At 63.7% G+C, this 24,374-nt stretch carries 19 protein-coding genes; 3 read left to right on the plus strand and 16 right to left on the minus strand.

Going from position 1 to position 24,374, the window contains the following annotated elements:
- Positions 1-2: 2 nt before the first annotated feature.
- The 7 genes from cysW to KHO27_RS21075 all read right to left on the minus strand — a co-directional run bounded on the left by cysW (position 3) and on the right by KHO27_RS21075 (position 8,536).
- On the minus strand, positions 3-875 hold the full coding sequence (gene cysW, locus KHO27_RS21045) for a sulfate ABC transporter permease subunit CysW (RefSeq protein WP_046853746.1): 873 nt from the start codon (positions 873-875) through the stop codon (positions 3-5).
- Positions 876-888: 13 nt separating this feature from the next.
- Positions 889-1,707: a sulfate ABC transporter permease subunit CysT gene (cysT, locus tag KHO27_RS21050; protein WP_110697194.1), complete on the minus strand. Its 819-nt coding sequence runs from the start codon at positions 1,705-1,707 to the stop codon at positions 889-891.
- Between the two features lie 199 nt (positions 1,708-1,906).
- A complete protein-coding gene (locus tag KHO27_RS21055) occupies positions 1,907-2,914 on the minus strand; it encodes a sulfate ABC transporter substrate-binding protein (protein WP_102684754.1) in 1,008 nt (335 codons plus the stop codon).
- A gap of 47 nt (positions 2,915-2,961) precedes the next feature.
- On the minus strand, positions 2,962-3,144 hold the full coding sequence (oscA, locus tag KHO27_RS21060) for a sulfur starvation response protein OscA (RefSeq protein WP_003258557.1): 183 nt from the start codon (positions 3,142-3,144) through the stop codon (positions 2,962-2,964).
- A 189-nt stretch (positions 3,145-3,333) separates the two neighbouring features.
- A complete protein-coding gene (locus KHO27_RS21065; protein WP_102685444.1) occupies positions 3,334-6,387 on the minus strand; it encodes an efflux RND transporter permease subunit in 3,054 nt (1,017 codons plus the stop codon).
- On the minus strand, positions 6,384-7,451 hold the full coding sequence (locus KHO27_RS21070; RefSeq protein WP_102685443.1) for an efflux RND transporter periplasmic adaptor subunit: 1,068 nt from the start codon (positions 7,449-7,451) through the stop codon (positions 6,384-6,386). The genes KHO27_RS21065 and KHO27_RS21070 overlap by 4 nt, the downstream gene beginning before the upstream one ends.
- Entirely contained in the window at positions 7,448-8,536 is a 1,089-nt protein-coding gene (locus KHO27_RS21075) for an efflux RND transporter periplasmic adaptor subunit (protein ID WP_214500722.1), read from the minus strand. Before KHO27_RS21075 ends, KHO27_RS21070 begins: the two co-directional genes overlap by 4 nt.
- A gap of 139 nt (positions 8,537-8,675) precedes the next feature.
- On the opposite strand from KHO27_RS21075, the gene KHO27_RS21080 reads away from it, so the two are divergent.
- Entirely contained in the window at positions 8,676-9,842 is a 1,167-nt protein-coding gene (locus KHO27_RS21080; RefSeq protein WP_110697190.1) for an AAA family ATPase, read from the plus strand.
- A gap of 63 nt (positions 9,843-9,905) precedes the next feature.
- Here the strand turns inward: KHO27_RS21080 and KHO27_RS21085 are convergent, their stop codons facing one another.
- The 7 genes from KHO27_RS21085 to KHO27_RS21115 form a co-directional block, all read right to left on the minus strand.
- On the minus strand, positions 9,906-10,799 hold the full coding sequence (locus KHO27_RS21085; protein WP_038707013.1) for an ABC transporter permease subunit: 894 nt from the start codon (positions 10,797-10,799) through the stop codon (positions 9,906-9,908).
- A complete protein-coding gene (locus KHO27_RS21090; protein ID WP_023630467.1) occupies positions 10,796-11,716 on the minus strand; it encodes an ABC transporter permease subunit in 921 nt (306 codons plus the stop codon). The genes KHO27_RS21085 and KHO27_RS21090 overlap by 4 nt, the downstream gene beginning before the upstream one ends.
- Positions 11,713-12,855 carry a polyamine ABC transporter ATP-binding protein gene (gene potA, locus KHO27_RS21095; RefSeq protein ID WP_110697188.1) on the minus strand — a complete coding sequence of 381 codons (1,143 nt, stop codon included), beginning with the start codon at positions 12,853-12,855 and terminating at the stop codon, positions 11,713-11,715. The genes KHO27_RS21090 and potA overlap by 4 nt, the downstream gene beginning before the upstream one ends.
- A gap of 57 nt (positions 12,856-12,912) precedes the next feature.
- On the minus strand, positions 12,913-14,007 hold the full coding sequence (locus KHO27_RS21100; RefSeq protein WP_110697186.1) for a polyamine ABC transporter substrate-binding protein: 1,095 nt from the start codon (positions 14,005-14,007) through the stop codon (positions 12,913-12,915).
- Between the two features lie 162 nt (positions 14,008-14,169).
- A complete protein-coding gene (locus tag KHO27_RS21105) occupies positions 14,170-15,267 on the minus strand; it encodes a polyamine ABC transporter substrate-binding protein (protein ID WP_110697184.1) in 1,098 nt (365 codons plus the stop codon).
- A gap of 169 nt (positions 15,268-15,436) precedes the next feature.
- Positions 15,437-16,798 (minus strand): aspartate aminotransferase family protein, encoded by a 1,362-nt coding sequence (locus tag KHO27_RS21110; protein ID WP_111531971.1) that lies wholly within the window; start codon positions 16,796-16,798, stop codon positions 15,437-15,439.
- A gap of 48 nt (positions 16,799-16,846) precedes the next feature.
- Positions 16,847-18,205, minus strand: a complete 1,359-nt coding sequence (locus tag KHO27_RS21115; RefSeq protein ID WP_038707014.1) for a glutamine synthetase family protein — start codon at positions 18,203-18,205, stop codon at positions 16,847-16,849.
- A 667-nt stretch (positions 18,206-18,872) separates the two neighbouring features.
- On the opposite strand from KHO27_RS21115, the gene KHO27_RS21120 reads away from it, so the two are divergent.
- Positions 18,873-20,249 (plus strand): glutamine synthetase family protein, encoded by a 1,377-nt coding sequence (locus KHO27_RS21120; protein ID WP_038707015.1) that lies wholly within the window; start codon positions 18,873-18,875, stop codon positions 20,247-20,249.
- 45 nt (positions 20,250-20,294) lie between these two features.
- Here KHO27_RS21120 and argA read toward each other — a convergent pair whose 3' ends face one another.
- Together argA and argE are read right to left on the minus strand one after the other, a co-directional pair.
- The gene (gene argA / locus KHO27_RS21125; protein WP_102685077.1) at positions 20,295-21,593 is read right to left on the minus strand and encodes an amino-acid N-acetyltransferase; all 1,299 of its coding nucleotides are present in this window, start codon (positions 21,591-21,593) and stop codon (positions 20,295-20,297) included.
- A gap of 108 nt (positions 21,594-21,701) precedes the next feature.
- Positions 21,702-22,847: an acetylornithine deacetylase gene (gene argE / locus KHO27_RS21130; protein WP_110697180.1), complete on the minus strand. Its 1,146-nt coding sequence runs from the start codon at positions 22,845-22,847 to the stop codon at positions 21,702-21,704.
- 143 nt (positions 22,848-22,990) lie between these two features.
- Here argE and KHO27_RS21135 point away from each other — a divergent pair, with 143 nt between their 5' ends.
- Entirely contained in the window at positions 22,991-24,370 is a 1,380-nt protein-coding gene (locus tag KHO27_RS21135; protein WP_102685075.1) for a CYTH domain-containing protein, read from the plus strand.
- The last annotated feature ends 4 nt before the right edge of the window (positions 24,371-24,374 follow it).

The following is a 24,374-nucleotide window of genomic DNA, read 5'->3' on the forward strand; positions in this document are numbered from 1 at the left end:
AATCATTCCTCCGCGGCGCTGTGGCGCAGGCGGTTAATACGGTTCTCGCTCCACTGCTTGAGCAGCAGGATGAAGAGCGCCAGGATCAGCAGCAGGCTGGCCACGCTGAAGGCCGCGACATGGTTGTACTCGTTGTAGAGGATCTCCACGTGCAGCGGCAAGGTGTTGGTGACGCCACGGATATGCCCGGACACCACCGACACCGCGCCGAACTCGCCCATGGCCCGGGCGGTGCACAGCACCACGCCGTAGATCAGGCCCCATTTGATGTTCGGCAGCGTGACGTGCCAGAACATCTGCCAGCCGTTGGCCCCGAGCAGGCGCGCGGCCTCCTCTTCCTGGGTGCCCTGCTCCTGCATCAGCGGGATCAGTTCACGGGCGACGAACGGCACGGTGACGAAGATGGTCGCCAGGACGATGCCCGGCAGGGCGAAGACGATCTGGATGTCGTGGTCCTGCAGCCACGGGCCGAACAGGCCCTGGGCGCCGAACATCAGCACGTAGACCAGGCCGGCGATCACCGGTGACACCGAGAACGGCAGGTCGATCAGGGTCACCAGGATACTCTTGCCACGGAAGCTGTACTTGCTCACGCACCAGGCGGCGCTGACCCCGAACAGCAGGTTCAACGGTACCGAGATGGCCACCGCCAGCAGGGTCAGCTTGAGCGCAGACAACGCATCGGCCTCGAAGATCGCCTCGAAGAAGGTGCCGAAGCCGTTTTTCAGGGCCTGGGACACAACGATCACCAGCGGCAGGGCCAGGAACAGCGCAAAGACGATCCAGGCCAGGGTGATCAGCACGCGGCGCGAAGTGGCACTGCCACGCCGGGCGGCGTTGGCGGCGGCGGTTGCGCCAAGGGTTGATGAAGACATTAGCGGGCCTCCTTCAAGGGGTTTCGATGCGCCGCTGCAGCAAGTTGATCAGCAGCAGCAGGATGAAGGAAACCACCAGCATCAATACGCCGATGGCAGTGGCGCCGGTGTAGTCGTACTGGTCGAGCTTGACCATGATCAGCAACGGCAGGATCTCGGTCTTCATCGGCATGTTGCCGGCGATGAAGATCACCGAGCCATACTCGCCAACGCCACGGGCGAAGGCCAGGGCGAAGCCGGTCAACCAGGCAGGCAGCAAAGCGGGCGCCAGCACATGGCGGAACACCTGCAAGGGTTTCGCGCCCAGGCAGGCAGCGGCCTCTTCCACCTCACGCGGGATGTCAGCCAGCACTGGCTGCACCGTGCGCACCACGAACGGCAGGGTGACGAACGTCAGCGCCAGGGTAATGCCCAGTGGGGTGTAGGCGATCTTGAAACCAAGATCCGTGGCGAACTGGCCGACCCAGCCCGCAGGGGCGTACAAGGCGGTCAAGGCGATGCCGGCCACGGCGGTGGGCAGGGCGAACGGCAGGTCGATCATCGCATCGATGACCTTGCGCCCGGGGAAGGTGTAGCGCACCAGCACCCAGGCCAGCAGGGTGCCGATCACGCCGTTGATGATGGCGGCGAACAGGGCGGTGCCGAAACTCAGCTTCAGCGCGGCGATGACCCGCGGCGCGCTGACGATGCTCCAGAACTGCTCCCAGGTGAGCTGCGAGGCATGGATGAACATGGCCGCCAGCGGTATCAGCACGATCAGGCTGAGGTACACCAAGGTGTAGCCCAGCGTCAGCCCGAAGCCGGGTATGACGGGGGAAATGCGACGTGACATAAAGGTCCCTGGTTGAACGCACGAAGCCCGGGAGTCATCCCGGGCCGGTGCAGGCTACTGGAGGGTTTTGTTTGTGGGGCTGCTGCGCAGCCCTTTCGCTGGCAAGCCAGCTCCCACAGTGGCGGTGCATTCCCGCTTCCTGTGGGAGCCGGCTTGCCGGCGAAAGGGGCGCGAAGCGGCCCCGCTTGTTCATTGCCGATCACTGTGCCTGATAAATCTGATCGAACACACCGCCATCGTTGAAGAACTTCGGCTGCGCAGTCTTCCAGCCACCGAAGTCCTTGTCGATGGTCACCAGGTCCAGTTTCGGGAACTGCTTGCCGAATTCGGCGGCAACCTTCGCGTCACGCGGACGGTAGAAGTTTTGTGCAGCGATCTTCTGGCCAGCCGGGCTGTACAGATGCTTGAGATACTCCTCGGCGATCTTCTCGTTGCCCTTCTTCTCGGCGTTCTTGTCGACCACCGCCACCGGCGGCTCGGCCAAGATTGACAGCGAAGGCACGACAATCTCGAACTTGTCGGCGCCACCGTCTTCCTTCAGCGCCAGGAAGGCTTCGTTTTCCCACGCCAGCAGCACATCGCCCTGCCCGTTGTTGACGAAGGTGATGGTCGAGCCGCGGGCGCCGGTATCGAGCACCGGCACGTGCTTGAACAGCTCCTGCACGTAGGCCTTGGCCTTGTCTTCGCTGCCGCCGGTCTTCAGGCCATAGGCCCAGGCGGCGAGGAAGTTCCAGCGGGCGCCGCCGGAGGTCTTTGGATTGGGCGTGATCACCGAGACGTCTTTCTTGATCAGGTCGCCCCAGTCCTTGATGCCTTTCGGGTTGCCCTTGCGTACCAGGAACACGATGGTCGAGGTGTACGGCGTGCTGGCGTCCGGCAGGCGCTTCTGCCAGTCCTCGGGCAAGGTCTTGCCAAGCTTGGCGATCTCGTCGATATCGCCGGCCAGGGCCAGGGTCACCACGTCGGCGCGCAGGCCGTCGATGACCGCGCGGCCCTGCTTGCCCGAACCACCGTGGGACTGCTGGATCTTCACCTTGTCGCCGGGGTTGGCGGCTTGCCAATGCTTGATGAACTCGGCGTTGTACTGCTGGTACAACTCGCGGGTCGGGTCATAGGACACGTTCAGCAATTCGTAGTCCTTGGCGATCGCGGAACCGGCAAAAACGGCACTGGCCAGGGCGGCAAGCGCATAACGGCGGATGGACATGGTGAAGCTCCCGATTGGCATTTTTCTAGTTTTGAAGGGGTGCGGTGTCAGCCGGTCTTGTTACCGGGCTGCTGCAGGCGGAACTTCTCCTTGCGTTCGATCTGCACCACCTGGGCGTTGTGCACGGTGATCTCCACCGCGCCAAAGCGCAGGTCGCGCAGGGCACTCTGGATTTCACGCAGAATGGTGGCTTCGTCCTGACCGTCGATGCTGCGCAGAGATGCACTCATGCTCGTTCTCCTGTGAGTAAGGGCGCCGGGCAGAGGTTTTGAAGGGGATTTGCGCCTGGCTTGAGGGCAATACTAGTGAGGCGCGGATATTCTTAAAAATACTGTTTAAGAATGTTTATATAACCATTAACGCGAACACTGAACCCTGTGGGAGCTGGCTTGCCAGCTCCCACAGGGTGCGCGTGGTTCTCAGGAAGTCTTTTCCGGCTCGCGGATCTTGTACCAGGCCACGTACAGCGCCGGCAGGAACAACAGCGTCAGCAGCGTTGCGCTGATGATGCCGCCGATCATGGCGTAGGCCATCGGCCCCCAGAACACTTCCCGGGCAATCGGGATCATGCCCAGGCTTGCCGCCGCCGCCGTCAGCAGGATCGGCCGACGGCGGTGGTTGGTCGCCTCCACCACCGCGTCCCAGGGGGTGTAACCCTGTTCCTCGAATTCGTCGATCTGGGTCACCAGGATCACCGAGTTGCGGATGATGATCCCGGCCAGAGCGAGGATGCCGAGGATCGCCACGAAACCCATGGGCGTGCCCGTGGGCACCAGGGCCAGCACCACGCCGATCAGCCCCAGCGGCGCGACGCTGACCACCAGGAACAGCTTCTGCACGCTGTGCAGCTGGATCATCAGGAAGGTCGCCATGAGGAACAGCATCAACGGAATGACATCGGCGATCGGCCCCTGGGCCTTGCCGCTCTCCTCCACCGTACCGCCGGTGGCCACGCCGTAGCCGGGCGGCAGCTTGCCGGCGAACTCGTCGATTTTCGGCTTGAGCTGCGCCACCAGGTTGGTCGGCTGGATATCGCCGACCACCGAGGCCTTGATGGTGATGGTCGGCTTGCGATCGCGCCGCCACACCAATGGCTGCTCCAGCTCGTAGCGCACGGTGGCGAACGCCAACAGGGGAATGGATACACCGCTGGGGCTGACGATCTGCAGGTTCTGCAGGGTGTCGGGCGAGCCCCGCTCGCTGTCCTCGGCGCGTGCGATGACGTCGACCAGGTAGATGTTGTCGTTGACCTGGGTGACCGGCACGCCGCTGACGATGCTGTTCATCACATTGGCCACGTCTTCGGACGACAGCCCCAGCTGGCGTGCCTTGTCCTGGGCGATCTCGATGCGCAGCACCTTACCGGGCTCGTTCCAGTCGTACATCATGTCGCCGATATGTTCGTTGCCATCGAGCACCGTGGCCAGTTCGATGGCATAGCGGCGCACCTGGTCGATGTCCTTGCCGCTGACCCGGTACTGGATCGGCCGGCCCACCGGTGGGCCCATCTCCAGCGACTGCACGTTGCTGCCGATGCCGACGAAGTCCTCGCGCAGCAGTTTCTGCAGGCGCTCGATCATGCCCTGGCGCTCTTCGAAGCCCTTGCTGACGATCACCAGCTGGGCGTAATAGGGATTTTGCAGTTGCTGGTCGAGGGGCAGGTAGAAGCGGATCGCGCCCTGGCCGATGTAAGTGCTCCAGCGCACGAGGTCGGGGTCGTCCTTGATCTTCGCCTCCAGGCGATCCACCACCTTGCGCGTTTCCTCGATCGAGGCGTTCTGCGGCAGGTCGAGATCGACCAGGATCTCCGGGCGGTCCGAGGATGGGAAGAACTGGTTCTGCACGAAGCGCATGCCCACCACCGACAGTGCGAACAGCACGATGGTGCCGATCACCGTCACCCAGCGGTGGCGCATGCACCACAGCAGGCCATGTTCGAATGCCCGACCCACTCGCCCAGGTTCGGCCTCGTGGGGCTTGAGCTTTTCGCTGCTGAGGATATGCACCCCCAGCACCGGGGCGAAGAACACCGCCACCACCCACGATACCAGCAGCGCCACGGCGATCACCGCGAACAAGGTATAGGTATATTCACCGGCCGAGCTGGCATTGAGGCCGATCGGCACGAAACCGGCCACGGTCACCAGGGTGCCGGTAAGCATGGGGAAGGCCGTCGAGGTGTAGGCGAAGGTCGCCGCCTGCTCTTTCGTCTCGCCCATTTCCAGGCGCGTGACCATCACCTCCACGGTGATCATCGCGTCATCCACCAGCAGGCCCAGGGCAATGATCAGCGCACCCAGCGAGATCCGCTGCATAGTGATATCGCTGTACTCCATGAACACGAACACCATGGCCAGCACCAGCGGGATCGAGCAGGCCACCACCAGCCCGGCACGCACGCCCAGGCTGACGAAGCTCACCACCAGCACGATCACCACGGCTTCGAACAAGGCACTGGTGAAGCCGCCAACCGCCTGCTTGACCACCACCGCCTGGTCGGACACGGTGTGCACGCCGACCCCGACCGGCAGTTCGCTGACGATGCTGTCCATCTTCTTCTTCAGCGCCGCGCCAAACACCTCGATGTTGCCGCCGGCCTTCATGCCGATGGCCAGGCCGATGGCCGGCTGGCCGTTGTAGCGGAAGATCGGCGACGGCGGGTCGACATAGCCACGCTCGATGTCGGCGATATCGGCCAGGCGGAAGAAGCGGTCGTTAATGCGCAGGTTGACCGTCTCCAGGTCCTTCTCCGAGGCGAACTGCCCGGTGGTGCGCACCGAGATCCGCTCGGGGCCGGCTTCGATCACCCCCGCCGGGGTCACCGCGTTCTGCGATTTCAGCGCCTCCATGACCTGCCGCTGGTCGATGCCCAGGGCTGCCAGCTTGCGGGTGGAGAAGTTCAGGTAGAGCACTTCGTCCTGGGTGCCGATCAGCTCGATCTTGCCGATGTTGTGCACCTCGCGCACCTCCGCGCGGGCCTGCTCCACATAGTCGCGCAGCTGACGCAGGTTCAGGCCATCGGAGGTGAACGCGTAGATCGAGCCGAACACGTCGCCGAACTCGTCGTTGAAGCCCGGGCCCTGTACGCCCTGGGGGAACTGGCCGCGGATGTCCTGGATCTTCTTGCGCACCTGGTACCAGATGTCCGGAATGTCCTTGGCCTTGGTGGTGTCGCGCAGGTACACGTAGACCGTCGATTCACCGGGGCGGGTATAGCTTTTCACGTAGTCGAGCGAATCGAGCTCCTCGAGTTTCTTTTCGATCCGGTCGGTGATCTGGTACAGCGTCTCGTCCTGGGTCGCGCCGGGCCAGCGGGTCTGGATCACCATGGTCTTGATGGTGAAGGACGGATCCTCCTCTCGACCCAGGTTGAAGTAGGAAAAAATCCCCATCAGCAGGCCGACGAACATCAGGTACCAGACGAAGGACTGGTGCTTGAGCGCCCATTCGGAGAGGTTGAAGCTTCCTTTCATCGTGCGTCCTCGTCGAAGATGACCTTCTGGCCAGGCTTGAGGCTGTTCACGCCGGCGGTGACGACGCGCTCGCCGGGTTGCACACCGGAGGACAGGATGATGCTGTCAGGGCCACGCTCCGCCAGGGTGACGTCACGGGTGGCCACGGTCTTGCCCTGCGGGTCGACCACCCAGACCTGGGTCTTGCCATCGCGCTCGAGCAACGCGGAACGCGGCAACTGGCTGCGCGGCGTCAGCGCCGAGGTCAGGGTGACGCTGATCGCGGTCCCCAGGTGGAAAGCCTCCGGGGTGCTGGCCAGGGTCAGGCGGGCGCGGCGGGTACGGGTGGTGGCATCAGCCTGGGGCTCCAGCTCGCGCAAGGTGGCAGTAGTGTTGATGCTCGTGTCGAGCTGCGAGGCGACGGTGAAGGTGAGGTCGCGGCTCAGTTGTTCGGCCAAGGCTATCGGCAGGTCGATCACCGCTTCCTTCACGTCCGGGCGCGCCAGGGTGACTACGGCCTGGCCGGCGCTGACAGTCTGCCCGGCCTCGGCCTGCCAGGCCGTGATCACCGCGGCATGGTCGCTACGCAGGGTGCTGTAGTCGAGCTGGTCGCGGGCCTGGCTGACTGCCGAACGCGCCTGCGCCAGCGACGCGCCGGTAGTCTTCAGGTTGGTCTGGGCGATGTCCAGCTGGGCTTGGGCGCCGACGCCGCGGTCATACAGTTGTTGCTGGCGACGGGCATCGGCCTGGGCATTGATCCACTGCGCCTGCACCCGCGCGAGGTCGCCTTCGGCGGCACGCAGCTGGTTCTGCTGGTCGGTCGGATCGAGGGTAGCCAAGGTATCGCCGGGCTTGACCTGGGCCCCGACATCCAGCCAGCGCCGGGCGATACGGCCAGACACGCGGAAGCCCAAGGTGCTCTCGAAGCGCGCCTGGATATTGCCGGCAAAGCGCCCAAGCTGCGCTTGCACCTGGGGCTCGACCACGGTCGACAACACCGGTCGCACGGGTTCGGGCTGGGCTTCCTCTCCACCACAGGCAGCCAGCAACAGGCAGGCAGACACTATCGGCAGCAACGGCCTCATGGCGCGACTCCCCCGTTTCTGGCATCGACCTTCTCGACCTGAATACCTGGGTTCAACAGCTGGCCACCACTGACCACCACCACCTCACCGGCCTCCAGGCCCTCGCTGATCACCACTTTTCCGGTCAGGTAGCGCGCCACCTGGACCTTGCGCAGTTGCGCCTTGTCACCCTCACCGACCACCCACACGGCGGGCTCGTTCAACGCCTTGGTCAGGACTGACCAGGGCAGCTCGACGCTCGGTTTGCCATGGGCACTGGCCGACGCCGTTACCGGTGCCCCCAGGGCCATGCCCTTGGGCACATCGCGCAGGGCCACCTTGACCTGCACCGTGCCGCTTTGCGCAGAGACCGTCGGGGTGATCTCGCGCACGTGGCCTTGGGCGGTGATGGCGGGGTTGTCGATCAGGCTGACCGTCACGCCCTTGTCACCGCTGGGTGCCACCAGCAGCGATTCATAGACATTGAACACCGCGTCACGGTCGCCATCGACCGCCAGGCTGAAGATCGGCATGGTCGCCTGCACCACTTGGCCGACTTCGGCCTGGCGCGCAGTAATCACGCCGTCGGCCTCGGACACCAATGCCGTGTAGCTCAGCTGCTCGTTGGCGTTGGCCAGTTGCGCCTGGGCGGCCTTGAGCGCGCTCTGGCTGCTGCGCAACGCGGCTTCAGCGGAGTCGTATTCGCTTTGGCTGGTGTAGCCCTTGGGCAAGAGTTTCTGCTGGCGCACGAACGCGGCGCTGGTCTGGGTAACCCGGGCCTGTTCGGCGAACACCTCGGCCTTGGCAGAATCGACGTTGTTCTGCAGGTCCTTGGGGTCCAGGCGCGCCAGTACCTGATTGGCCTTCACATGGTCACCGACATCGACGCTGCGCGCAATGATCTTGCCGCCCACGCGGAACGACAAGTCGGTCTGCACCCGCGCCTGCACGTCACCGGTCAGGGTGACCCGGGCGGCAAAGTCGGTGGGCTGCACCTGCTGCACCGCGACCCGGGGCAGCACCTGGCGGACCTCCTCCTTGCCACATCCTGAAAGCAGGGACAGCAACCCCAGGCAAACGACCAGCGGCACACGCTCTAGCGTCATGCAGGCTCCTTGCTTCTCTCAGGTGAAAGGGATGCGTTTGAAAGCGTAGATCAGGGATCGACAAACGGCATCGGCCAGGGTTCAACAAAGCGAGGCGGTATCGGCGATACTGCGTTCCGACCGCTCAAGGATGCCGCCTATGCTCACCACCCTGGCCATTGCCAACTACCGCTCGATCAACCAGCTGGTGCTGCCGCTGGGCCGGCTGAACGTGATTACCGGTGCCAATGGCAGTGGCAAGTCCAACCTGTACAAGGCCTTGCGCCTGCTGGCCGAGACCGCGCGCGGCGGCGTGGTCAACGCGCTGGCTGCCGAGGGCGGGCTGGAATCGACCTTCTGGGCAGGCCCCGAGAAGCTCACCCGGCGCATGCTCAACGGCGAGGTGCCAGTGGAAGGCGGGCCACGCCAGCAAGCCCGGCGCCTGAAAATGGGCTTTGCCGGCGAAGACTTCGGATACGCGATCAGCCTCGGTCTGCCCGAACCCAGCCGGTCGAAGTTCGCTCTGGACCCGCAGATCAAGCAGGAGACGATCTGGGCCGGCCCCCTGTGCCGACCCGCCAGCCAACTGGTGCAGCGCCATGCGGGGATGGTCAAGGCCCGCGACGGGCGCCAATGGCAGGTGCTGCACCAGCACATGACCGAATTCGACAGCCTGTTCGACCAGGTCGGCAGTCTCCAGGGCTCCCCCGAGGTGCCGCATCTGCGCGAGCAGATCCGCAGCTGGCGCTTCTACGACCATTTCCGTACCGATGCCGAGGCGCCCGCCCGACAATCGCGGCTGGGGACGCGCACGCCGGTGCTGCATCACGATGGCCGCGACCTCGCCGCCGCCCTGCAGACCATCGACGAGATCGGCGACCTGCAGGCCCTGCAGGATGCAGTGAGCGACGCGTTTCCCGGCGCCCGGCTTGCGGTCGACGCCCAGCCCGGCGGTCTGTTCGCCCTGCGTTTCCACCAGGCCGGGCTGTTGCGGCCGCTGAGCGCTGCCGAGCTGTCCGACGGGACCTTGCGCTACCTGTTGCTGGTGGCTGCCCTGCTCACGCCGCGCCCACCGAGCATGATGGTGCTCAACGAGCCGGAGACCAGCCTGCACCCGGACTTGTTGCCGGCGCTGGCGCGCCTGATCCGCCGCACGGCGCGCGAATGTCAGGTATGGGTGGTGTCGCACGCGCCGAGGCTGGTGGCGGCCCTGGAAGAGGATGCCGACTGTAACTCGATCCACCTGGAGAAGACCTTGGGGCAGACCGGTATCGTCGGGCAGGGCATGCTGGATGAGCCGGCCTGGAACTGGCCGGACCAGGGCTGAAAAGACCGCGGGGCAAGGCGCATCGGCACACCGCCGATGCGACTTGCCCCGCGATGCGTTGGCTCAGGCCTGCGCGGCGGCCTGGGCCGGACGACGTACCTGCGGCTGCGAGACGTTCGCCGCGGCGCCCTCCTCGATGGCCTGCTGGATCGCCCGACGACGACGCTCCTCGGCCTGGCGGCTGAAGTACCAGACCATGAAAGTCACCAGCGACACCGACAGCAGGATCAGGCTGGCCACGGCATTGATCTCCGGCTTCACGCCCAGGCGCACGGCCGAGAACACTTCCATCGGCAGGGTGGTCGAGCCAGGGCCGGAGACGAAGCTGGCCAGCACCAGGTCATCCAGCGACAGGGCGAACGACATCATGCCGCCCGCCGCCAGCGACGGTGCGATCATCGGGATGGTGATCAGGAAGAACACCTTCCACGGCTTGGCACCCAGGTCCATGGCCGCCTCCTCGATGGACAGGTCCAACTCGCGCAGGCGCGCCGACACCACCACCGCCACGTAGGCTGCGCAGAACGTGGTGTGGGCGATCCAGATGGTGACGATGCCACGCTCCTGCGGCCAGCCGATCATCTGCGCCATGGCCACGAACAGCAGCAACAGCGACAGACCGGTGATCACCTCGGGCATCACCAGTGGCGCGGTGACCAGGCCACCGAACAGGGTGCGGCCCTTGAAGCGGGTGACCCGGGTCAGCACGAAGGCCGCCAGGGTGCCCAGCGCCACCGCGGCGACCGCCGTGTAGCAGGCGATCTCCAGCGAGCGCATCACCGAACCCATCAGCTGGGTGTTGTCGAGCAGGCCGACGTACCACTTCACCGACCAGCCGCCCCATACCGTTACCAGCTTGGAGGCGTTGAACGAGTAGATCACCAGGATCAGCATCGGCAGGTAGATGAACAGCAAGCCGAGCACCAGCATCAGCTTGGAGAAACTGAAGCGTTTCATGCGCGGCCCTCCATCTCTTTGGCCTGGCTGCGGTTGAACAGCAGGATCGGTACGATCAGGATCGCCAGCATCACTACCGCCAGCGCCGATGCCACCGGCCAGTCACGGTTGTTGAAGAACTCTTGCCACAACACTTTACCGATCATCAGGGTTTCCGGGCCGCCGAGCAGTTCAGGAATCACGAACTCACCCACCACCGGGATGAACACCAGCATGCAGCCGGCGATGATGCCGTTCTTCGACAGCGGCACGGTGATCTTCCAGAAGCTGTTGAAGGTGCTCGAGCCAAGGTCGGATGCAGCTTCCAGCAGGCTTTCGTCGTGCTTCACCAGGTTGGCGTACAGCGGCAGGATCATGAACGGCAGGTACGAATAGACCACGCCGATATACACCGCCAGGTTGGTGTTGAGGATCTGCAGCGGTTGGTCGATCAGCCCCAGCCACAGCAGGAAGCTGTTGAGCAGGCCGTTGTTGCTGAGAATGCCCATCCAGGCGTAGACGCGGATCAGGATCGCAGTCCAGGTCGGCATCATGATCAGCAGCAGCAGGACGGTCTGCGACTCTTTCCTGGCCTTGGAGATGGCATAGGCCATCGGGTAGCCGATCAGCAGGCAGAGCAAGGTACTGAAGAAGGCGACCTTGAGCGAGCCGAGGTAGGCCGCGATGTACAGCTCGTCCTCGGTCAGCAGGCCATAGTTGGCCAGGTTCAGCACCAGCTGAACCTTGCCTTCCAGGTAGGTGTAGATCTCGGTGTACGGCGGGATGGCCACATCGGCTTCGGCAAAGCTGATCTTCAGGACGATGAAGAACGGCAGCATGAAGAACAGGAACAGCCAGATGAACGGCACGCCGATCACCAGGTGCCGCCCCTCCGGGACAAGGCGCTGGAATGCTCGCTTGAGCTTGCGGATTTTCATGACCGCAGTACCACGCCGCTGTCGTCTTCCCACCACACGTAGACTTCGTCGTCCCAGGTCGGGCGAGTGCCCTGGCGCTCGGCGTTGGCGACGAACGACTGGACGATCTTGCCGCTGGGCAGCTCGACGTAGAACACCGAGTGGCCGCCGAGGTAGGCAATGTCGTGGACCTTGCCGCGCGACCAGTTGTGCTCGCAGGTCGGCTGCGCGGTGGTGACCAGCAGCTTTTCCGGCCGCAGGGCGTAGGTGATGTGCTTGTCCTCGACCGAAGTGGTGACACCGTGGCCGACGTAGATCTTGCGCTCCAGCTCCGGGCTGGCGATGACCGCATGGCCTTCGGCATCGTCGACCACTTCGCCTTCGAACAGGTTGACGTTGCCGATGAACTCGCAAACCAGGCGGCTGGTCGGGGTTTCATAGATATCGATCGGGCTGCCGATCTGGGCGATCCAGCCCAGGTGCATGATGGCGATGCGCTGGGCCATGGTCATGGCCTCTTCCTGGTCGTGGGTCACCATCACGCAGGTCACGCCCACGCGCTCGATGATCTCCACCAGCTCCAGTTGCATCTGCGAGCGCAGTTTCTTGTCCAGCGCGCCCATCGGCTCATCGAGCAGCAGCAACTTGGGGCGCTTGGCCAGCGAGCGTGCCAAAGCGACGCGCTGGCGCTGGCCACCGGAGAGCTGGTGCGGCTTGCGCTTGGCGTACTGGGTCATGTGCACCAGCTTGAGCATCTCGGCCACACGGGCGTCGATCTCGGCCTTGGGCATCTTGTCCTGCTGCAGGCCGAAGGCGATGTTCTGCGCCACGGTCATGTGCGGGAACAGCGCGTAGGACTGGAACATCATGTTGATCGGCCGCTCGTAGGGCGGCATGTCGGTGATGTCGACGCCATCGAGGAAGATCCGCCCTTCGGTCGGACGCTCGAAGCCAGCCAGCATGCGCAGCAAGGTGGACTTGCCGGAACCGGAGCCGCCCAGCAGGGCGAAGATCTCGCCCTTGCGGATTTCCAGGGACACATCGTCCACGGCTACCGTTTCGTCGAACTTTTTCGTGACCCGGTCGATCTTGACCAGCACCTGCTTGGGTTGCTGGCCACCCTCGAGGGCTTTCTTATAGGCACCGGAGGCAACTGCCATGAGTGAAACTCCCAACAAGATTTGTGTGCCCGCCGCTGCGCTGGCGGGCCTGGATTGTTACTTGCCCGACTTGACCTTGGTCCAGCTGCGGGTCATCAAACGTTGCACCTTGGGTGGCAACTCGGCGTTGACGAACATCTTGTCCAGCACTTCCTGCGGTGGGTAAACCGCGGCGTCAGTCCTCACGGCCTGGTCCATCAGGTCGCCAGCCTTGGGGTTCGGGTTGGCGTAACCGACGTAATCACTGACCTGGGCGATAACCTCAGGTTTCAGCAAATAGTTGATGAAGGCATGGGCCTCTTTCACGTTCTTGGCGTCCTTGGGGATCGCCAGCACGTCGAACCAGAGGTTGCCGCCTTCCTTGGGAATGGCGTAGGCCAGTTTCACGCCCTTCTTCGCTTCTTCAGCGCGGGACTTGGCCTGGAACACATCACCCGAGAAACCCGCCGCGACGCAGATGTCGCCGTTGGCCAGGTCGGTGATGTACTTGGACGAATGGAAGTAGGTCACGTAGGGGCGCACCGCCAGCAGCTTCTGCTCGGCCTTGGCGTAGTCCTTCGGGTCGGTGCTGTTGGGGTTCAGCCCCATGTAGTTGAGCACCGCCGGCAGCATCTCGTCGGCCGAATCGAGGAAGGCCACGCCGCACTGGCTGAGCTTCTTCATGTTCTCGGGCTCGAACAGCACCGCCCAGGAATCGATCTTGTCGGTGCCCAGCGCCGCCTTGACCTTCTCGACGTTGTAACCAATGCCGTTGGTGCCCCACAGGTAGGGAACAGCGTACAGGTTGCCCGGGTCGTTCTTCTCCAGGCGCTTCATCAGCGCCGGGTCCAGGTTTGCGTAGTTGGGCAGCAGGTTGCGGTCAAGCTTCTGGAACGCGCCCGCCTTGATCTGCTTGCCCAGGAAATGGTTGGACGGCACCACCACGTCATAGCCGGTGTTGCCGGCCAGCAGCTTGCCTTCCAGGGTTTCATTGGAGTCGAAGACATCCTGCACAGGCTTGATGCCTGTGGCTTTCTGGAAGTCCGCGAGTGTGGTCGGGCCGACATAGTCGGACCAGTTGTAGAAATGCACCGTGGGCGCCGCTTGGACGCTGCAAGCCAGCGTCAGACCCGCTCCAGCCATCAAGGCCTTGCGAAAAACAGAAATAGACAAGTGGGTGGTCCTCACAATCAGTGCCTTTGCTGGCGGTAGACTTCGGCCGCTCACGCAAAACCGGCGCGCAACTTACCTTCACGGCGGGGATGCCGCAAACTTATTTGCCTCAAGCGCCCTCCAGGGCGGGAAGGCCCGGCCCAGAGGGGGTGTGCATCGGACTTACTTGCCCGACTTGATCTTGGTCCAGCTGCGAGTGATCTCACGCTGGGCGGTCTTCTCTGGCGCCTTGATAGCGTAGAGCTGCGCCTTCACTTCTTCAGACGGGTAGATCGCCGGGTCGCTGGTAATGTCTTTGTCCACGAACTCGGTGGCAGCCTTGTTACCGTTCGGGAAACGCACGGCGTTGGTGATACCGGCCATCACTTTCGGTTGCAGCAGGTATTCCATGAACTTGTAGGCAGCGTCGAGGTTCTCGGCGTCTTTCGGAATGGCGACCATGTCATAGAAGGTGCCAGCGCCTTCCTTCGGAATGACATAGCTCAGCTTGACCTTGTCACCGGCCTCGTGGGCACGGGCCTTGGACTGCTCCAGGTCGCCCGAGTAGCCCACCGCCACGCAGATGTTGCCGTTGGCCAGGTCAGAGATGTACTTGGAGGAGTGGAAGTAGGTGATCGAAGGGCGAATTTTCAGGAACAGGTCCTCGGCCGCCTTCAGGTCCTCTTTCTTGGTGCTGTCGCTCGGCTTGCCCAGGTAGTGCAGCGCGGCCGGGATCATCTCGGTCGGTGCATCGAGGAAGCTCACGCCGCAGCTCTTGAGCTTGGCGATGTTCTCTGGCTTGAACACCACGTCCCACGAGTCGATCTTGTCGATGCCCAGCGCGGCCTTGACCTTCTCCGGGTTGTAGCCGATGCCGATGGAGCCCCACATGTAGGGGAAGGCGAACTTGTTGCCCGGGTCGCTGGCATCGCCGACCGCCTTGAGCAGGGCCGGGTCGAGGTTTTTCCAGCTCGGCAGCTTGGAGCGGTCCAGCTCCTGGTAGACGCCGGCCTTGATCTGCTTGGCCAGGAAGTTGTTGGACGGCACGACGATGTCGTAACCCGACTTGCCCGCCAGCAGCTTGGCTTCAAGGGTCTCGTTGCTGTCGAAGACGTCGTAGACGACCTTGATGCCGGTCTCTTTCTCGAAGTTGGCCACGGTGTCCGGGGCGATGTAGTCCGACCAGTTGTAGACGTGCAGCACCTTGTCGTCAGCCTGAACAGCGGTGGCCATGGCACCCATCAGGGCGGCGGCCAGCAGCGTCTTGCCCAATTTCTTCATGCGTAATGCTCCAGAATTTATTATCAAGCCATCTGTTCAGCAGCCAGGTACCACGGGACGCGCGTTGGGCGACTAAACAGCCGTTAGTCTGGCAAGTTACAAGGCGCTGTTTCAACAGAAGCAGGGCCTTGCAACGACATTAATGTCACCTCGCCAGCCTAGCAGACTGTCATTTGACCGCCTCGTAGGTCAGATCCAGGCACTTGCGCGCCTTTTCCACCAGTTCGTCGATCTCTTCGCGGCTGATCACCAGCGGCGGCGCAATGATCATGGTGTCGCCCACCGCGCGCATCACCAGGCCGTTCTCGAAGCAATGGGTGCGGCAGATCATGCCGACGCCCCTGCCCTCATAGCGGCTGCGGGTGGCCTTGTCCTTGACCAACTCGATCGCGCCGAGCAGGCCCAGGCCGCGTACCTCGCCCACCAGCGGGTGGTCCTGCAGCTCACGCAGTCGTTTTTGCAAATACGGTGCCGTTTCGTTGCGGGCACGCTCGACAATCTTCTCGTCGCGCAGGATGCGCAGGTTTTCCAGGCCCACCGCCGCTGCCACCGGGTGGCCGGAGTAGGTGAAGCCGTGGTTGAAGTCACCACCTTCGCTGATCACCTTGGCCACTTTGTCACGCACGATCACACCGCCCATGGGGATGTAACCGGAGGTCAGGCCCTTGGCGATGGTCATCAGGTCGGGTGCAAGGTCGTAGTAGTCGGAGCCGAACCACTCGCCGGTACGGCCGAAACCGCAGATCACTTCGTCGGCGACGAACAGGATGTCGTACTTGGCGAGGATCTCCTTGATCTTCGGCCAGTAGGTCTCAGGCGGAATGATCACCCCGCCCGCACCCTGGATCGGCTCGGCGATGAAGGCGGCGACGTTGTCCTCGCCGACTTCGAGAATCTTCTTCTCCAACTGCTCGGCCGCCCACACGCCGAATTCGTCCGGGGTCATGTCGCCCCCCTCACCGAACCAGTACGGTTGCGGGATATGCACGATGCCCGGGATCGGCAGGCCGCCCTGCTCGTGCATGCCACTCATGCCACCCAGGCACGCACCCGCAAAGGTGGAGCCGTGGTAGCCGTTGATGCGGCCGATGATGGTCTGCTTGTGCGGCTTGCCCTTCAGCGCCCAGTAGTGGCGAACCATGCGCAGCACGGTGTCGTTACCCTCGGAACCGGAGCCGGTGAAGAACACATGGGTCATGCCCTTGGGCGCCACGTCGGTGATCGCCTCGGCCAGCTCCAGTGCCGGCGGGTGGGCGGTCTGGAAGAACAGGTTGTAGTACGGCAGTTCGCGCATCTGTTTTTCTGCCGCCTGCACCAGCTCTTCGCGGCCATAGCCGACCGCCACGCACCACAGGCCGGCCATGCCGTCGAGGATCTTGTGCCCCTCGCTGTCCCACAAATGCACACCCTGCGCCTTGGTGATGATGCGCGGCCCCTTTTCCTTCAGCTGTTTGTAGTCGCTGAAAGGTGCAAGGTGGTGCTCGCCGCTCAGGGTTTGCCATTCACGGGTTTGCGGGTTGTTGACGCTCATGTGCTTCTCCATGGTCCGGTGGCCGCGCCCTGGCGGCCTCAGGGTTGATCACACGGCAAACAGCAGGAACTCTCGCTCCCAGGAGCTGATGACGCGCTTGAAGTTCTCGTGCTCGGCGCGCTTGGTGGCGACGTAGCCGGTGATGAATTTCTTGCCCAGGTACTGCTCCAGCGCGCGGCTGATTTCCATGCGCTCGAGGGCGTCCTCGATGGTCAGCGGCAGGCGCAGGTTTCGGCGCTCGTAGCCACGACCCTGGACTGGCGCGCTGGCCTCGATGCCTTCGACCATGCCGATATAGCCACACAGCAGGCTGGCGGCAATGGCCAGGTACGGGTTGGCGTCGGCCCCCGGCAGGCGGTTCTCGACCCGGCGGTTCTGCGGCCCGGCATCCGGTACGCGCAAGCCGACGGTGCGGTTCTCTTCGCCCCACTCGACGTTTACCGGCGCGGAGGTGTCCGGCAGGAAGCGACGGAACGAGTTGACGTTGGGGGCGAACAGCGGCAGGGCCTCGGGAATGAACTTCTGCAGGCCGCCGATGTGGTTGAGGAACAGCTCGCTCATGCTGCCGTCGGCGTTGGAGAAGATGTTCTTGCCGGTGACGGCATCGACCACGCTCTGGTGCAGGTGCATGGCACTGCCCGGCTCGCCGGTCATCGGCTTGGCCATGAAGGTGGCGGCCACGTTGTGCTTGAGCGCCGCCTCGCGCATGGTGCGCTTGAACACCAGGATCTGGTCGGCCAGGTGCAGGGCGTCACCATGACGGAAGTTGATTTCCATCTGCGCGGTGCCGTCCTCGTGGATCAGCGTGTCGAGGTCCAGCTGCTGCAGCTCGCACCAGTCGTAGACGTCCTCGAACAGCGGGTCGAACTCGTTGGCCGCCTCGATGGAGAACGACTGCCGCCCCGTTTCCGGGCGACCGGAACGACCCACCGGCGGCTGCAGCGGAAAGTCGGGATCTTCGCTACGCTTGGTCAGGTAGAACTCCATCTCGGGCGCGACAATCGGCTGCCAGCCCTTGTCGGCGTAGAGTTTCAGGACCTTCTTCAGCACATTGCGCGGCGACAGTTCGACCGGGTTGCCCTTCTTGTCGTAGGTGTCGTGGATCACCTGGGCGGTCGGCTCGATGGCCCATGGCACGAGAAACACCGCGTTCTCGTCGGGGCGGCAGATCATGTCGATGTCGGCCGGGTCGAGCAGTTCGTAATAGATGTCATCGTCGACGTAATCGCCGGTCACGGTCTGCAGCAGCACGCTCTCGGGCAGGCGCATGCCCTTTTCGGCGATGAATTTGTTGGTCGGCGAGATCTTGCCGCGGGTGATGCCGGTCAGGTCACTGATCAGGCACTCCACTTCGGTGATCTTGTGCTCTTTCAACCAATCGGTGAGCTGGTCGAGGTTGTTACTCATAAATACCTCAGGAGGTAATGTGGCGCGGTTGGCGGCAACCGGCGGCCACTGACGCCAGGCGTCGGACAAAGTCGGCGCGCAGCGCGCCGAGGGGCCTGGACAGGCCCGCGCCTTGATTCTGGATGCTGTGCATGGCTAAAGCAAAAACCCTCGCGCAGGACGACAATGCATACACGCCATGGGCGCGCGTCCGGACAGAAAGCGAAGGGCAGAAGGAAAGGAGGTGTTGCGCTAAAGCGTTACGAGGCATGGCTTTTTCAAGCGAACCGTCAATTATTGCGGCCAGCGCAGCGCCCCTTCGAAACAGGCGTGCAATGACCGGACGGCAACCGGGAGATGTACCTGAACGCACCGTGCATGCGGCGCTGGCAGGTCTCGACAGGCGGACCATGTGACCCTCGTATTATTGTGTTCTGGGTTGATGCCGAGCTTAGCCTCGTTCATTTTTTTACACAACTCCCCCGTAAAAAATAAAACACGCCCCGCTCGGGATAACCCTTCAAGTCGAAAATAGCGGATAATGGCACGCCCCGAGATGCAGCAAATCTGCCGTAGATGTGCCATTTAAGGGCATCAGGGGGCTGGCTTGACTTAACCTGGTCTTTCCGATTGACTGGGGTTGCAAGCCCCCCTTGATTGATATTTTTAACAACAAAGGTGTTGCATCATGTCGGTACCCCCGCGTGCCGTTCAGCTTAACGAAGCGAACGCGTTCCTTAAGGAACATCCTGAGGTTCTCTACGTTGACCTTCTGATTGCAGATATGAATGGTGTGGTGCGCGGCAAGCGCATAGAGCGCACCAGCCTCCACAAGGTTTACGAGAAAGGCATCAACCTGCCGGCCTCCCTCTTCGCCCTGGATATCAACGGGTCGACCGTCGAAAGCACAGGCCTGGGCCTGGACATCGGCGATGCCGACCGGATCTGCTACCCGATCCCCGACACTCTCTGCAACGAGCCTTGGCAGAAGCGCCCGACCGCGCAGCTGCTGATGACCATGCACGAGATCGAAGGCGAGCCGTTCTTTGCCGACCCGCGTGAAGTGCTGCGCCAGGTGGTGAGCAAGTTCACCGACCTGGGCCTGACCATCTGCGCCGCGTTCGAGCTGGAGTTCTACCTGATCGACCAGGAGAACGTGAACGGCCGCCCGCAGCCGCCACGCTCGCCGATTTCGGGCAAGCGCCCGCAGTCGACCCAGGTGTACCTGATCGACGACCTCGACGAATACGCCGACTGCCTGCAGGACATCCTCGAAGGCGCGAAGGAACAAGGCATCCCAGCCGACGCCATCGTCAAGGAAAGCGCCCCGGCGCAGTTCGAAGTCAACCTGCACCACGTCGCCGACCCGCTCAAGGCCTGTGACTATGCGGTGCTGCTCAAGCGCCTGATCAAGAACATCGCCTACGACCATGAAATGGACACCACCTTCATGGCCAAGCCCTACCCGGGCCAGGCAGGCAACGGCCTGCATGTACACATCTCCGTGCTGGACAAAGATGGCAACAACATCTTCACCAGCGAGGATCCCGAGCAGAACGCCGCGCTACGTCACGCTGTCGGCGGTGTGCTCGAGACCCTGCCCGCCTCGATGGCGTTCCTCTGCCCGAACGTCAACTCGTACCGCCGTTTCGGCGCGCAGTTCTACGTGCCGAACGCACCGAGCTGGGGCCTGGACAACCGTACCGTGGCGCTGCGCGTGCCGACCGGCTCGCCGGATGCCGTGCGCATCGAACATCGCGTGGCCGGCGCCGACGCCAACCCGTACCTGATGATGGCTGCGGTACTGGCCGGCGTGCACCACGGTTTGACCAACAAGGTCGAACCGGGCGAGCCGATCGAAGGCAACTCGTACGAGCAGCTGGAACAGAGCCTGCCGAACAACCTGCGCGATGCCCTGCGCGAGCTGGACGACAGCGAGATCCTCAACAAGTACATTGATCCGAAGTACATCGACATCTTCGTCGCGTGCAAGGAAAGCGAGCTGGAGGAGTTCGAGCACTCGATCTCCGACCTCGAGTACAACTGGTACCTGCACACCGTGTAACTGAAAACGCCGCCCTCAGGGGCGGCGTTTTTCATTGCCTTCGCGTCAGAGCGGTTTCTCGAAGATCTTCGAATTGCGCTGGTAGTTGTACAGCGAAGCCCGCGCCGCCGGCAGCCGTTCCACGCCACTGGGCGAGAAGCCGCGCTCACGGAACCAGTGTGCGGTCCGGGTCGTCAGCACGAACAAGGTATTGAGCCCCAGCGTGCGCGCCCGCTCCTCGATGCGCTCGAGCAGTTCGTCACCACGCCCGCCATGCCGGTACTCCGGGTTTACCGCCAGGCACGCCAGCTCCCCCGCCTCGGAATCGGCAATCGGGTAAAGCGCCGCGCAGGCGATGATCATGCCCTCGCGCTCGACCACGCTGAACTGTTCGATCTCCCGCTCCAGCACCTCCCGCGAACGGCGCACCAGGATGCCCTGTTCTTCCAACGGGCTGATCAGTTCCAGCAGGCCGCCGACATCCTCGATGGTCGCCTCGCGTACCACCTCGAACTGCTCCTGGGACACCAGCGTGCCACCGCCCCCGCGGGTGAACAGCTCGGTCAGCAGCGCACCGTCCTCGGCGTAACTGACGATGTGACTGCGCGCCACACCGCCCTTGCAGGCTTCGGCAGCGGCATCCAGCAGCTCGGCCTGGTAGTCGCTGCCCAGTCGCTGCAGGTGCGGCGCGATCTGTTGCGGGCGCAGCTCGCGCACCAATTGTCCACGCTCATCCAGCAGGCCCGGCTCGGCCCCGAACAGCAGCAGCTTGTCGGCCCCCAGCTCGATGGCGGCGCGGGTGGCCACATCTTCGCAGGCCAGATTGAAGATCTCGCCGGTCGGCGAGTAGCCCAGCGGCGACAGCAACACGATGGAACGCTCATCGAGCAGGCGATTGATGCCCTTGCGGTCGACCCGGCGCACTTCACCGGTATGGTGATAGTCGACCCCTTCAAGCACGCCGATCGGCCGTGCGGTGACCAGGTTGCCGGAGGCCACGCGCAGGCGCGAGCCCTGCATCGGCGAGGCCGCCATGTCCATCGACAGGCGTGCTTCGATGGCCAGGCGCAGGGCACCGACGGCGTCGATCACGCAGTCCAGTGTCGCCGCGTCGGTGATGCGCATGCCATGGTGGTAGTGCGGGGTCAGGCCACGGCTGGCCAGGCGGCTTTCGATCTGCGGACGTGAACCGTGTACCAGCACCAGGCGCACGCCCAGGCTGTGCAGCAGCACAAGGTCGTGGACAATGTTGCCGAAGTTCGGGTGCTCGACGCCATCACCGGGGAGCATGACCACGAAGGTGCAGTCGCGGTGGGCGTTGATGTAGGGGGAAGCATGGCGCAACCAGTTGACGTAATCGGGCATGACAAGGCCTGTGGATAAGTGAACGGAGAACGAAAAGGCGCACAACGTTCGAAAGTCATCGTCGGAACAGGCTTGCGGTCACGCGCGGTCTCCTCTGCTCAGGAAGGATCAATGGTTCAGGCAATAGTGGCGGATCAGATCACGCAATAGACGCACGGTAGGCTCGATGCGTGACATTTCAAGGTATTCCCCTGGCTGGTGGGCACAAGCGATGTCACCGGGGCCCAGCACGATGGTCTGGCAACCGAGCTGCTGAAGATAAGGCGCTTCGGTGCCAAAGGCCACCGCTTCGGCGCGATGGCCGGTCAGACGCTCGGCCAGGCGCACCAGCTCGCTGTCGGCGGCCTGTTCAAAAGGTGGCACCTCGGGGAACAGTGGCGCGTAATCGATGCGCACTTCATGGCGTTCGGCCAACGGTGCCAGCTTGCCGCGGATCGCTGCGCGCAGCTGCTCAACATCCATGCCCGGCAATGGCCGCAGGTCGAACTCCAGGGCGCACTGGCCACAGATGCGGTTGGGATTGTCGCCGCCATGGATACAGCCAAAGTTCAGGGTCGGCGCAGGCACCGTGAACTGTGGGTTGCGGTACTGCTCCTGCCAGCTGCGGCGCAGCGTCATCAGCTCGCCCATCACCGCATGCATGGCTTCCAGGGCGCTGCGACCCAGGGTCGGATCCGACGAATGGCCACTGCGCCCGAGAATGTCGATGCGGTCCATGAGGATGCCCTTGTGCATGCGGATCGGCTTGAGCCCGGTGGGCTCGCCGATCACCGCCGCCCGCCCGAGGGGCTGGCCGGCCTCGGCCAAGGCCCGGGCGCCGGACATGGAGCTTTCTTCGTCGCAGGTGGCGAGGATCAGCAGCGGCTGTTTGAAATCGTGCTCTAGCAGCGGGATCACCGCCTCGATGACCAGGGCGAAGAAGCCCTTCATGTCGCAGCTGCCCAAGCCGACCCAACGGCCATCGACCTCGGTCAGCTTGAGCGGGTCGCTGCTCCACAGTTGCGGGTCGAAGGGCACCGTGTCGCTGTGCCCGGCCAGCACCAGGCCGCCCGGGCCGGTGCCGCGGCTTGCCAGCAAGTTGAACTTGCCAGGGCCGACCTGTTGGATCTCGCACGTGAAACCCAGGTCACCCAACCAGCCGGCCAGCAGGTCGATGACGGCTCGGTTGGACTGGTCCAGCGCAGCCTGGGTGCAACTGACCGAAGGTGCGGCAATCAGGGCGGCAAACTGGTCTTTCAGCGATGGCAACGGCATGCGCGGACTCCTCGGAAGCGTGAGAGGCATCATAACAACGCGGTCGCCTGGCAGGACAACCCCATACGCCCCTTCGTGGACCGGCAGGCACCATCCGACTCCTGTAGACTGCACACCACGATGCCCCTCCTTCCGAGCCCGCGATGCACAAAGAAACCGAACTCAAACTCCGCGCCAGTCGCGAGACCCTTGCCGCCCTGCGCGAGCACCCGCTGCTGAAAAAGCGCAACAAGTCCGGCTGGCAGACCCGCGAACTGCTCAACCAGTACTTCGACACCCCGGAGCGCGACCTGTCCGCCGCCCGTGTCGCCCTGCGCCTGCGCCGCGATGGCGAGGTCATCATCCAGACCCTCAAGTGCCGCGGCCAGAGCGTGGCCGGCCTGTCCGAGCGCAACGAGTTCGAGTGGCACCTGGACAAGGTCAAGCTCGATCTGAAGAAGCTCGATGGCACCTGCTGGCCCGAGCAACTGGCCGGGCTGGACAAGAAGACCATCAAGCCGCTGTTCACCACCGATTTCACCCGCGAGTACGCTGAAATCGCCTGGGGTCGCGGCAAGGCCAAGGTGGTGATCGAAGCGGCCATCGACCAGGGCTTCGTGATCGCCGGCAAGCGCAAGGAAGAGATCTGCGAGCTGGAACTGGAACTGCGTGAAGGTGCCCCGGAGGCGCTGTTGGAACTGGCCGCCGAGCTGTCCGCCAGCCTCGCCCTGATGCCATGCGACATCAGCAAGGCCGAGCGGGGCTACCGCCTGCTCGATCCGGACAGCTACGAGCTGGGCCTGCCCGCGACCGAGCTGCACGCCGAGATGCCGCTGGACGACGCCTACGCCGCCCTGGCCTGGCAACTGCTGGGCAGCAGCCAGCGCCTGGCCGAGCAGTATCGCCACAATGGCCACTGGCGGCTGCTGCAGGACTGGGTCCGCTGCCTGGCCGAACTGCGCGCCATCACCGCCAGCCTCGGCCAGGCGGCACCGCGCCCGACCACCCGAGCCTTGCGCGCCAGCCTCGATGCGCTGCTGGAAGACTGGCGCCCGCTGGTACTGGCCGGCAACGATGACGAAGACATCCGCCGCGCCGCGCCCGAGCAGTTCGCTGAAGAGCTGGAAGACCCGCGCTGGGGCCAGTTCTCCCTGGAGACCGCACGCTGGCTGACCGCCCGCACCTGGACCGTCGAGCGCAAGGGCCGTGGCGAGCGCCAGGGCAAGGCACAGCTGGCCAGCTGGCTGCAGCACTTGCTGGGCGAGGAAGCCCGCGCCCTGAAGCTGCCGCTGTATGTGCAGCGTCCGGAGGACCTGGCCGAGCAGCTGCCGCGCATAGAGACCGTGCAAACTTGGCTGCACCACGCCCGCCAGGTACTCGACCTGCCACAGCTGGACCGTCTGTACGGCGAGCTGAACAAGCTTCACGAGCTGGCCGAACTGCCGCTGCTAGAGGAAGACAAGGGCGAACTGCTGGAGGCCCGTATCGAACAGGCTCGCGCCATCGAGCAGAACCGCGCCTGGAAGCACCTGCTCAAGGCCTGAGTCC

It is taken from the genome of Pseudomonas sp. RC3H12 (assembly GCF_018596375.1).
Taxonomy (GTDB): domain Bacteria; phylum Pseudomonadota; class Gammaproteobacteria; order Pseudomonadales; family Pseudomonadaceae; genus Aquipseudomonas.